This window comes from Bradyrhizobium sp. Ken01, from assembly GCF_055807355.1.
In genome coordinates this window covers 37,382-49,006 of record NZ_JBVVPC010000055.1, presented here as the reverse complement: position 1 = coordinate 49,006, position 11,625 = coordinate 37,382, and the positions used below count along the sequence as shown (strand labels likewise).

At 59.1% G+C, this 11,625-nt stretch carries 6 protein-coding genes and 3 pseudogenes; 1 reads left to right on the top strand and 8 read right to left on the bottom strand.

The genetic code is table 11. From position 1 onward, the window contains the following. Positions 1–913 (bottom strand): annotated as a pseudogene (locus tag AC0L3S_RS34100) (ISL3 family transposase); the annotation flags it as partial. A 1,100-nt stretch (positions 914–2,013) separates the two neighbouring features. Between AC0L3S_RS34100 and AC0L3S_RS34095 the strand changes: the two are divergent. Beyond that, positions 2,014–2,973 (top strand): annotated as a pseudogene (locus AC0L3S_RS34095) (IS481 family transposase). A 293-nt stretch (positions 2,974–3,266) separates the two neighbouring features. On the opposite strand, the gene AC0L3S_RS34090 reads toward AC0L3S_RS34095, so the two are convergent. From AC0L3S_RS34090 to AC0L3S_RS34060, 7 genes and pseudogenes are all read right to left on the bottom strand, one after another. Then, positions 3,267–4,202: a TauD/TfdA dioxygenase family protein gene (locus AC0L3S_RS34090; RefSeq protein ID WP_085399321.1), complete on the bottom strand. Its 936-nt coding sequence runs from the start codon at positions 4,200–4,202 to the stop codon at positions 3,267–3,269. Between the two features lie 290 nt (positions 4,203–4,492). Further along, the gene (locus AC0L3S_RS34085) at positions 4,493–4,708 is read right to left on the bottom strand and encodes a hypothetical protein (protein ID WP_085399322.1); all 216 of its coding nucleotides are present in this window, start codon (positions 4,706–4,708) and stop codon (positions 4,493–4,495) included. Between the two features lie 150 nt (positions 4,709–4,858). Then, positions 4,859–4,952 (bottom strand): annotated as a pseudogene (locus AC0L3S_RS34080) (transposase); the annotation flags it as partial. A gap of 23 nt (positions 4,953–4,975) precedes the next feature. Beyond that, positions 4,976–6,460, bottom strand: coding sequence for an alkaline phosphatase family protein (locus AC0L3S_RS34075; protein ID WP_085399323.1), 1,485 nt, complete (start codon positions 6,458–6,460; stop codon positions 4,976–4,978). Further along, on the bottom strand, positions 6,457–7,605 hold the full coding sequence (locus AC0L3S_RS34070) for an aminotransferase-like domain-containing protein (RefSeq protein ID WP_259217556.1): 1,149 nt from the start codon (positions 7,603–7,605) through the stop codon (positions 6,457–6,459). Before AC0L3S_RS34070 ends, AC0L3S_RS34075 begins: the two co-directional genes overlap by 4 nt. Positions 7,606–7,650: 45 nt before the next feature. Next, on the bottom strand, positions 7,651–7,908 hold the full coding sequence (locus AC0L3S_RS34065; RefSeq protein ID WP_245343986.1) for an alpha/beta hydrolase fold domain-containing protein: 258 nt from the start codon (positions 7,906–7,908) through the stop codon (positions 7,651–7,653). A 236-nt stretch (positions 7,909–8,144) separates the two neighbouring features. Further along, entirely contained in the window at positions 8,145–11,174 is a 3,030-nt protein-coding gene (locus tag AC0L3S_RS34060) for an extracellular solute-binding protein (RefSeq protein ID WP_456652765.1), read from the bottom strand. Positions 11,175–11,625: the final 451 nt, after the last annotated feature.

Here is an 11,625-nt window from a genome sequence, read left to right as displayed (position 1 = left end):
CGGACGATCTCCTTGAGCGGCACACCGTCGCTGACAAGAGCCGCGATTGCGGCATGGCTGTCCTGGCGCCGCAGATAGCCCTGATAGCGAAGCTTTTCCGCGCAGGTCAGTAGTTTAGGATCGATCGTCGTCGCCCCGATTGCGCTTCGGATTTTGCTCATGGAGCGGCGCACCGCATCAAGGAAGGCCGCGCTCGCGTTTTCCATCGGATGCCAGCGGTCGGCGACCTGGATGGCGTTCGGCAGCGCCTTGGCTGCGGCCTCGCCATATCCACCACCGCGATCTCGCGACACAATGTTGATGCCCGGGTGCTTCGACAGCCACGCCTGAACGGTCGCCGTTTCCCGGTCGGGCAGCAAGGCAACGATCCGCCGAGCTCCAAATCACACACGATGGTCCCGTACCGACGGTTTCTCCGGAACGCCCAGTCATCGATACCCACAACAAGCAATGGATCCGTCGGCATCGCCGTCCGCCGGCGGACCACCCGCAGCAAAGTATCGTTGCTGACAGGCAGCATGAGCCGCTTGGCGAAGCTTGCTGCCGGCCGGCCGCCGAGCGCCAACCCCAGGTGATGGACGATGTGTTCGAGCCGTGCCGTCCGACGCCGTCGAAGCGGAACGACGTCTTCTCCGAACCGTTCCGCGAAGATACGTCGGCGGCAATGCGGCACCTCGCATGTGAAGCGCCGCGTGAGCAATCGGAGGCGAACCTTTCTGCCCGCCGATGGCAAATCGGCAACATGCCGGACGTAGCGGCTATGGATGCGGTTCGACGCTGTCGCGCACAAAGGACACCGAGCCTCCGCAGCTGCCGACCTAACAGCCAGAATAAGCGAGTCCATTGAATCACTTACACCATCAAACACCAAACCACTCGGTACTAACGATGAGATTTGAAAGCCCGTCCGCATGGCGCTGATTCTCCGTTTGAGAACCACAGTCGCCTGGCAAACTTCATCAGAAATGAGTCAGACCCCGACTGGGACCCCCTATCGGCGTCCACCGATTGGATGCCGATCACCCCGAAAACGGGGTCCTTATTTCATGCCGAAACACAGTTTGCTATTGAACGACGCAACATTGATCATGGATTTGGAGGCAAGCCAATTCCGAATGCTGCGGTCGCTGTGGAAGACGATTGCATAGTTGCCGTCGGCTCCGCAGGCGAGTTGGGTGATCAGGCCAAAACGCGAGTTGTGGCCCGATTGGGACGTATCTTTTGCTGGGCTTCGTTAATGCTCATGACCCCCTAACAACGAAAACGGATTCGTGCCTCGCGGACAGATCGCGCGGGTGCCGATGATGCGCTGATTGTCGTCAAAACCTACTGATCAAATTGGAGAGGGCATCACAACTGCTAGCCGCGCGCCAGCAGATTGTCGGCGTCGCTCAAGTCCGCACTTACAAGCTCGGAGATCGTCGCAACTTGTCAGTTTCGACATTTGCTCAGGGTCTTACTGAAACGCACGAGGTCTTTGTGGATGTAGACGGTCGCTCTAAGCCGAAGAAAGCCGAAGAGCGATGATTAAGCGCGGCGACGCAGGCCGCTTTCAGCCTTGCACATCACCATGACCGCAGGTGCATGGCGCACGCGCTTTGCGACGAGGTCCGGCTCCATCGCGCCCACGCAGGTCCGCTTGGGCCAATGGTGTGGATCGTCGCCAATCCAGATGCACCAAGTTAGGTCAAAAGGCGCCTTGTGGCTCAGATCCGAGAGGCAAGAACGTGGCGGAAAGTATTCGCGCTTTGTTGCTGCGGAGTTGCGACAAAAAGATGATCGAGCTTTGAGATATATCGACGGACTGCTCCGAAGTGCTGGGCTGCGTTTGATCCGGGAAGGTTGCTCCCAATGGGGGGCGTCATACGCCGTTCCTACGTTCCTGCTGGCTGCCTTTCCGCGAAGCAGCTCGGTTCCAAGTGCATGCTTAGACACGAGAGACCTCCACGGAGTTCGCTTTCTTCATACTCACTGCGCTGGTCCGGCGGTATCGCACGATTCGAGGGATGCGCTATGGGACAAATTTTACACGGCTGCGCCACAACGACTGAGGTTGTCTGTCGAGCAATACAAAATAGTCAAGAGAGCCTGAGAGCGCTCGCCAAGCGCTACGGGATCAACCAGAAGACTGTCGCGAAGTGGAAGCTGCGTGAGACCGTCGCCGATCTCCCGACAGGTCCCAGGGAAGCCGAACCGACAGTGCTTTCCATCGAGGAGGAGGCGGTCATCGTCGCTTTCCGGCGGCATACGCTACTGCCGCTTGACGATTGCCTCTATGCGCACCAGTCAACTATCCCGTATCTGACGCGATCATCCTTGAATCGCTGCCTCCAGCCACGGCATCAGCCGATTGCCGGAGGAAGGCAGCAAGCCTTGGATGAAAAAATTCAAGGCTTATCCGATCGGCTACTTCCACATCGACATCGCTGAGCTCCAGACCGCTGAAGGCAAGCTCTACCTCTATGTCGCTATCGATCGCACAAGCAAGTGTTCCTTCATGCAACTGGTCAGGAAGACGGGAGGACCTCAGCCTCCGCCTTCCTCGAAGCTCTGATCGCGGCTGTCTCCTACAAGATCCACACCGTTCTCACCGACAATGGGATCTAGTTCACTTTCCCACTGCGTTACGCGGGCGGCCCGACGGCAAGATACGTGACACATATGTTTGATGTGCACTGCCAAGAGAATGGCATCGAACATCGCCTGACTAAGATCAAGCATCCCTGGACCAATGGCCAAGTCGAGCGCATGAACCGCACGATCAAGGAAGCAACCGTCCAACGCAACCATTATGATCGACACGATCAGCTCGAAGCTCACCTTGCCGACTTCATCAACGCATACAACTACGCTCGGCGGCTGAAGACCCCTGAAGGGCCTCTCGCCTTACGAATACATCTGCAATGCTCGACTTCCCAGCCAGAACGATTCAAACTTAAACCGCTCCAGCAAATGCCGGGACTAAACACATAGAACGCTCATCGCAATCGTGCTTAGATCGCCGAATTTTTCCCTTCGTTTGTTTCATTTGTGTTCCTGCTCGCTACCCATGATGCTGCTTGCGCTGGGAGTGATCACCTTTGCCTATCGGCATGTCGAAATCGGGAGCTCGGTGCCTCGCGAATTCGTGCGTTCGATTTGCTCAATTTTTATCGGTCCTGCTGCCTTCGACGCGCGTCGAAGGCACACTGATCATCCTGGCGAATATCGCCAATCTACGCGCCCGCGAAGCGGAGCCTCCCGATTATTCCGAGCGGTAAGGCTCCTCAGGCCGCGTCGCGTCGGATGCGATCGCCAGGAAAGGCGGCAATCGGCCTCTCGCCGGCTACCGCTAGGTGCAAGACGACGCGCTCCTGTGCCGCCGGCCATCCCTCGCGATTGTGCAGAACGGCGCGGTTGTCGAAGAATACGAAATCGCCGGCCTTCAGGGCAACGCCCCAGAAGCCCCCCGAGCGGAAGACTTCCGCCCAGAGGCGCTCCATGAGAAGTCGGCTCTCGAGCGACGAGCGCCCCTGGATGAGAGCATCGCGACGACGAGGCAAGTAGAGGAGTGGTCTGCGGGTTTCCGGATGCAGTCTGACGAGGGGGTGAAGAGCACCTTCCGCGCGCTTCTCAGGGCTAACCGAGGCGCCTTCCATGAAATCCCAGAAGTCCTGCGAGCGGTTATGAACGCTGTGAATCGCATTGAGCTCGGCGATCTCAGTCTTCAGATCTGCAGGCAGCGATTCATAGAGCTGGTAGGCGCTCATGAAGGAGGTTGTCGGCGGATCGGCAGGCGCGCTCACGCAATGGAGAAGAGAATAGGCATTTGGGGTTTCGCGAAAGGAACCGTCGGTGTGCCATATTTGTGGCCCCGAGCCCTTGTCGCCGAGCGGCCTGCCGTCGGGCGCTACGGCGTTTGAGAGCACCTTGAGCTCAGCTCTGCCAAGTTGCACCGAATCCTTTTCTTCCGCGTTCTTGCGGTCGGAGAGGACATCTCCGAATAAGCTTGCGAATTGCACGAGCTGGTCATGAGTCGAGGCCGTGTCGCTCGCTCTCAATACGAGATACTGGTTGAGCGCGTCCCTGAATTCCCTCACCGCGGTCCCGGACGGTCTCGCGAGCAAAGCGGACAGGTTGAAGTCGACGAGATCCGCGCCGAGATGTGCTGAGGCCGGGCGCAATGCGAAGCCCGCCGCCTTGCCAGTGAATGCCATGCTCATGTGTATCCTCCTCGTTCAATGTTCAATGGTTCAATGCATGTTCGACGCGAGCCTACCGACAGCGAAACGTCACGCGAGACGCGTGTCGGCGGCATTTCCTTCGGATGCCGTCGACGTGCGAGAACATAGAAGCCCGAATTGCTACAGTCGGATGACGTTCATCGACTAATTCGATATGAACTTGCAGAATTCGCGATGACACATGGAGCCACGGTTGTCTTCCGGGCCACGGTTGCACAGCGTTTCAGCGCCGGGCTGTAGACCTCATTCGATCCGCTTGCCTTCAACTGTCAGCTGCGATCATTGAAGCCCTCTTCGCGCTGAAGTCCTTCAGCGTCTGAAAAGGACTGTGCCGAGAATGGTATGATCGTCGCCTCGGAGTGCGCAATTGTGCCTTTGATCGGTCGCGTTTCGACTTTGTCGCCGTCAAGCTTTTGGGAGTTTTCCAGCGAGTTCGACGCAATGGTCAGCTTGCCGTAGCGCAAGGGGACCGCGAAGCTGCGCAACGATCTTTCGCGTGATGACTCCGCATTCCATCGATATTCTAGCGCTGTGCGGCCTCCGACAGGGGCGCAACCATACTCTTGTCGTCGAGATCTAAGTGTTATTCATGCGTGCCGCATCGCACGGTGACAGCGCGTTCGAAAAGGCGAGATCAACTGGCCGCAATATTGCCGTGCAAACCCCGACCGAATGCCGGCCCTTCTTGGGAAAGCCCGTCTGATCGATGATCCGCAAAAGACATTTGGCGTTCAGTCTGGGAGTTCAGTACCTCAAGAGAAACTCCAGCCACCAGCAATGTAGCAGGCAGCGCCGACGTGCTCGCGCCGGAGCACCTGTGTATAGCCTCCGAGATGCGCCTCGAAGACCTCCTCACGTATGGAAATATCAGGAGCCTGGGGCCACTTCAGCAGTTCGTTGAGCACCCGTCCACCCATCGTCAACGGTGCGTCAATGCCAAGCAGATTTAGGATCGTCGGCGCCAGGTCGCAAATCCCCGACGACAAAGAAGATGCGGACCCAATGTTCGGAAAAGCCGATCCCGCGACTATCCCCAAGGCTGCGAGTTCCTTTGGATGCAGCCCGCCGTGAAGGCCGAGACCGGGCCGGCGATCATTGTCATAGAAGGTGCCGCCTACGAGGCCGAATGCGTCGACGCTATCGTCGGCACGGAAAGAAAAGGCAACATCCGGCGCGCGGACATGATCCGCGAAGACGAGGCGGTTTGAGAGGCTCCCGGGAGCGATGCCGTTGACCGCGTCCTTTGAACGCGTGAAGACTGGCCCGCACCACGGCTCGGACGTAATAGTGGCCACCAACCGGGCTACGTTCGCCTCATCCGGATTGGCAAGATAGAGAGCGCCGACCTGGCCCGGCACCACTACCAGATCAACATCAGGAGCAGGTGCGACGCCGGGACTAAAGCCGGCCGCACGTAAGCTGTCGGCGACCGAGATGCGCGTATGGCCGGTGATGTGGCCGTGGTCCGAGATCGCGATGATTTGCACTCGGGCCTGCCTTCCCTCCGCTTCCCACCAGTCGAGCACACGGCCGAACTGGTGGTCACAATGGGCGATGATGGAACACGTCGCCTCCGCGCCCGTGCCGTGGAAATGCGAGGTGACGTCCGGCTCGCCATAGGAAAGGATCGTGACATCGGGATGAGATTTCGACCAAACAACGTCCAAGAAGGCAGAAGTAATCCATTCTTGCCCGGTGCGGTCCGGCTCGATCTTGGGCGGAGCTGGTGGCAACAGACCGACATGGGATTCGATTTCGGTGAGCACATCATCTGGCGTGCAGACCTCGCGAAAATGACCGGAGAGGCGCACATGGCCGAAATCCTCAGCGTTATGATGAAAGAGCCGGGTCGTTCCCGGCGTATTGGTGGCGAGGACAGCGAGGCTCCGTCCGCTCGCGGCCAAGATTTCGCCGAGCGAGCGCGCCGAATAAAGCCGGCCACCGCTCTCGACGTCCAGCCGGCGCAGTAAAACTGCGTCGGAAGTATCGATGTAGCGCGGTGGCGTAACGGCGCGGTCGACGTATTTGTTACCGACCATGCCATGCCGATCGGTCGTGGCGCCGGTGACAAGGCTGGGAAAAGCCGAACGGGTCTCGCTCGGATAGACGGTGCGATGGTTCGTAAGCGTCACCCCGGCCGCCTTCAGGCGCCAAAGGTTGGGGGTCAGTTCTGGGCCAATCAGGTCGGGGCGCAAGCCATCAAAGCTAACAACAATGAAGCGGAGATCGTTAGTCATTGATAAACGCCTGAGACAGGCCCTAGGTCCCGAGCAGTTTGGAGCAAACCTCCGACTACAGCCATAGCTGCCTTCAAGTCGTCGCGGCTGTCGGGGCTGCCGATCACGATACGGACATAGTTCAGGGAAGACTTCGGATCAGTTGCAAAAAGCCGCCCTGGCCGGATTATCACGTTCCTTGAAGCGCATTGCGCAACCAATTCGTCTTGATCGATGATCCCCTCTAGATTGACCCAAAGAAACAGCGCATCTGGCCGCGTCTGAAAAGGGACATTGGCGAGGCAATCTGCGGCGATCCTCTGTCTCGCGATCGCTTCTTGTCTGACGCCGGCCACCATTTTTTCCATCGAACCGTTGGCGAGCCAAAGGTTGACCAACTCGACCGATACCGACGCAGGATACCAGGACGAGATACCATAGAAACGATCTAATGTTTTTTGTGCCGCGTTCGCATCAGGCGCCACGAGATAGCCAACCCGAACGCCAGCGCCGACGCATTTTGCGAAACTTGTGATGTGCCATGTTATATCAGAAGCCAGCGCTCCAAAGGGAGCTGGAACATCCTCCGGAAGGAGTCCGTACACATCGTCTTCAATGATGCTGACTCCATATTGCCTAGCGATTCGAGCGATGTCTTGGCGTCGCTGCATTGACATTACAATCGTGGTCGGGTTGTGGACGGTTGGCATCAGAAAAAGTGCCTTGGGTGCGAACTCACGGCACGCCTTTTCGAACGCCTCTGGTTCCGCGCCATCGTTATCCATTGCTATGATTTTGGTCCGGATACCCTGAACGTGCGCCTGCTTCCGAAAACCGTGATAGCTTAAGGTTTCCATCAAGACCGTATCGCCCGGTCCCGCGACCGACGCCAAGGCAAGAACCATCGCATTCTGGGCACCATTGGTCAGAATGACCCGTTTCGGATCCACGGGTGTTTCGAAGCGCGAGGCCAACCACTCTGCGGCGTGCGCTTTGTCTGCTTCTGTTCCAGAAAACCGATGTTTTCTCAGAACGTTGTGGATTTCTGTCAAGTCACTAAGCGCACGCAGGCCCTCTTTTACAGTACTTCTCAAGTTCAGAGAGGCCGGTGGCGTTGACCGTTCAAGGCTAATAGGCGCGTTTGGGATGTAACTATCTTTAGACATCTGATGGTCCACTAGTTTGTGATTGGATCTGTCGTGACACGACGCTCACGGGCACAAAGCCGTAGAGTGTTTCGGGGATATCACGAGAATGTGCCGACGCTGCGCATCGTCTGGCACATCCGCTTGAGCCAAGACAATGTGGTCGCATATGTGCTCGAGCGGTCGAGCCGCGGCCCCGCGTGGGGCCAATCGCCGGGCAAGTGCGGCGGCGATCGACAGGTTGGCGCCTGCCGATGTGCCTGCGAGGATGATCCGAGTTCCGTCTGTACCGAGCTCATCGCCACGCGAAGCGCACCAGTCCAACGCGGCGCGGACGTCGTCGATTGCCGCCGGAAACGGATTTTCGGGCGCCAGCGCGTAGGCCAACCGATCTTGTTGCGCACGGTTGTGAGCAGGTAGGATGGGAGGCCGCCATCGGCCTCCTGCAGTTCCTTATATTTCCGGGTTGCGGTCAGCATGACCGGATCGATACTCTTTGCCGGCTGCGGCATATCGTGCCTCCTGATTTGATGATTGGATATGCGGATCGCACTGGACGGTTACTGCGGCCGAGCGCCGAGCAGGGTCTGTACGTCCGAGACCATCGCTCGCATCGCCTCTTCAGGGCGCGCTTTCGTGGAGACCACCGACTGGATCCGGGATTGAATGGCGTCGGTGATCTTGCCGCTGTTCGGCGGAGGAAAGCCGTACCACTGCGTAAGGTGCGAAAGCTGTCTCCTGATCACGGCCATGTTGGTCTTCAACGCCGGATCCTGCTGCGCTTCCTCGAGCTTCTCAGCGGCCGTGCGGTTCACAGGCAAATAGCCGGTCTGCTGTGCCAGGATGGCCTGCGCCTTCGGACCGACCGCATATTTGACGAATTCCCACGCTGCCTTCTGCCGGTTGGGCTTGTTCGTGGCGATGGTGGCGCAATTGCCGCCCGGCGGCAGGCGTCCGATATCGCGCGCCAGAGGATAACCTGCCGTTCGCAGGGTAAACTTGCCCTGCGCCCCTTTCGAAACCGTCTCGAGGAACGCGCTGGAATCCGACATGATCCCGACAGCGCCCGCGAGGAAAGCCTGCCGCGCCTGATCGGGGCTAAGATCGACCATACCGCCTTTGTCAACGAAGTTTTTGAACAGGCCAAGCGCGCCCAGCCCCGCCGATCCGTTGAACGCAATCGTCCTGTCGTCCTCCCCCATTATTTTCCCACCGGCGGAGGTGACCAAGGCCTGAAAGCTCCAGTTGCCGCTGTGACTGTAACGGAAGTTGATGCCCTGTACTCCAGGTCCGAGCGACCGGATTCGCTCTGCCAGCGCGATGATGCCGTCCCAATTGTTCGGAAAGGCATCAGGATCCCCGCCGGCCCGCTTGACGAGATCGGCGTTGAAAAACAGGACAGGCACAGACATGGCAAACGGCAGCCCCATCAACTGTCCCTTGACGGTGCACAGGGGCGACAGGCCATGGTCGTAGCCTTCCGCCGCCAAGGTCGGATCTGCGGCGAATACCGTCAGGTCGATCATAGCCTTGGCTTCGGCGGCCTGACGCATAAGGTTAAAGCCCTGGAAGGCCACATCGGGCGCATCGCCGATCATGATGCCGCGCAAGGTGCGCTGCAGAATTTCTTCGTATGTCTGGATCGGTGTTCCGATATCGATCCGGATATCCGGATTGTCCTTTTCGAATGCCTCAGCGATTGCCCGGTACGGGCCAGCGCTTGCTTGCACAAGAACATTCAGTGTGATGGGCCGGGCGCTCGCCGAGGAAACGGCTAAGCTGAAACAGACGGCCGCAAAGCCTCTCAGGATCTTATTCATAATGAAGCTGCGCTTTCGGTCAAAACTGGGGTGCCTCGATCGGGGGGCCGAGCGGAACAGGGCGTCGCCGATCTTGGTCCGAGCCGGCGCCCGCACAAGGAGGACCGTACCGCCCTTGCCGAAGCGAATGACCTCCGGCTCCCGCCATGGTGTCTCAGTGAAACGCACAACGCCGGCGACTTCGCCGTCGGCCACCGTGTCACCCGGCTCGAAGAAGGATTCGAAGATGCCGTTTGCGGTCGAATAGACGTAATCGCGCGTGGGGTGGCGGAGATAGAATGTGGAAGACGGCGCCGGTTCCTCGTCTGCTTCGTGGGCCAAAACGCCGACATGGTTTAGGAGCCGGGAAAGCCCCCGTTCCGCTGCGCGAAGAGCGCGAAGGGAAAGGCGGCCGCCTCCGCCAAGTTCAGTCGACATATGGCCGACGCCGAGCCGCCGGCAGGAACCCAGAAGGCGTTGGTCTCCATCCATCAGTCCCTCGATCAGGATGCTGTTGAACATGCCGAAGGCTTTGAGAAACCCGATCGGCTCCGCACGCAATTCTGGTTCGTCTGGTGCGACAAGATGGGCGGCCGGAATAAATTCCAGCGAATTCCCGCCGGAATGAAAGTCGAAACAATATCGAACCTCGGAGAGTAGCACGCTGACGACGTGATGCGCGATCATCTGGGTCGGGGTGCCGTCGGCATCGCCGGGAAACAGGCGGTTGAGGTTGCCGCCGTCGATCGGCGAAACGCGATTGCCAGCCTCATCGGCAGGGCCGTTGACGCCGGGCAGGATGATGATCCAGCCCTTGACGAGCTCGGGCGAAAGGCTCCGTAGGAACTTCATGAGGAGTACCTGTCCCTCGTATTCGTCTCCGTGGTTGCCCGCCATCAGCAGGACGCTCGGCCCTACGCCGTTCTTGACCACGGCGATCGGCACGGGAATCCAGCCGGCGCCCGATTCGTTGGAGGAAAACGGTACCCGCAGATAGCCATGCGCAATGCCTTCGGCATTCAGATCGACATCGGTCCACACACGGCTTTTCTGGATCATGGTGTAACGTCTGTTGTGGTGCGTGTCTCTGTCGACATCTCCAGTTCCTCTGCGTGGGCCGCAGTGACGACGCGAATTGCCGTCGTGAGCTCTTCGCTCGATCGGGCGTGGCCAATGCCAACGCGTATCGCCTGCGGCGCGGTCTCTCCAGGAAGCGTGTAAGGTTGGCCGGTACCGATATTGACCGGTTTCGGGAAATCCTGTTCGCAAGCTTTGGGCGGACGTTCCGTTCGGCAAGCGGATCCAGAGGTGCAAAGCGCCATCCGCGGTAACCGCATCAATGTCGGACAGGAGCGGCCTCAGAAGTCGGTGACGTGCCTGCATCTCAACACGGACGGCATCGATGATGTGCCAAGCAGCGCCGTTTTCGATCATCCGGGTCATAACGGCAGCGCTGATCGGGGCAGACATCCAGAAAGTCGCCCTCACTCCCGGCCAAAACAGGGCTCCCGCGCGGTCGGCGCTCGGCGCAACCACATAAGCGATTTTCATGCCCGCTGCGATGCTCTTCGCGACACCCAACAGATAGCAGGCTCGCTCCGGCGCCAGCGCTGCGAGTGGCGGAAGCCGGGTCTCGGGCAGCAGGCTGTAAATATCATCTTCGATGATCTGCAAATCGAAATGTCGCGCCGCGGCGACGATCGCCCCCGACGTCCATGCGACATCGTCGACATAGTCGGATTCTGGAGCGTCGACAGCAGATAGATCGCTTTCGGTCGATCTGTCCGGCAAAGCTCTTCGAGAGCTTCCGGCAGCATGCCCTCTTCATCCATGGCAACACCGCGTGGACGGAGGCCGAACCGCGCCGCAAGTACGAGAATGGGTGGATAGGTCGGGCATTCCAGAGTAAGCACGTTGCCGGGACCGACCAGGACGCCGATCAGCATGTTGAAGGCGCTCTGCGTGCCGTTGGTGACGACCACGCGCCCCGGTTCCGGCGGCATCCCCAGCCGATGGCCGGTGAAAGCCGCGCCCGCAGCGCGATCGAGTTCACTACCCATCCAGCGGTGCGCACCGACCATTTCGCTCGGCGTGAAACGCGCTATGACGTCAGCGAGCGCAGCTCTGTACTCCGGATCGAACACCGCTGGCACCAATGGCGGGTGGGTGCGGCTCATCTCGATAACGGGGTGCTCCTCAACGGATTGCATCTGCAGCCTCCCACGGATGACGAGGAACGGCC

What these genes read in the sequence shown, in the direction of transcription:
- AC0L3S_RS34090 (WP_085399321.1), bottom strand. Translation starts at nt 4,202, where the DNA reads ATGAGCATGGCATTCACTGGCAAGGCGGCGGGCTTCGCATTGCGCCCG.
- AC0L3S_RS34075 (WP_085399323.1), bottom strand. Translation starts at nt 6,460, where the DNA reads ATGACTAACGATCTCCGCTTCATTGTTGTTAGCTTTGATGGCTTGCGC.
- AC0L3S_RS34070 (WP_259217556.1), bottom strand. Translation starts at nt 7,605, where the DNA reads ATGTCTAAAGATAGTTACATCCCAAACGCGCCTATTAGCCTTGAACGG.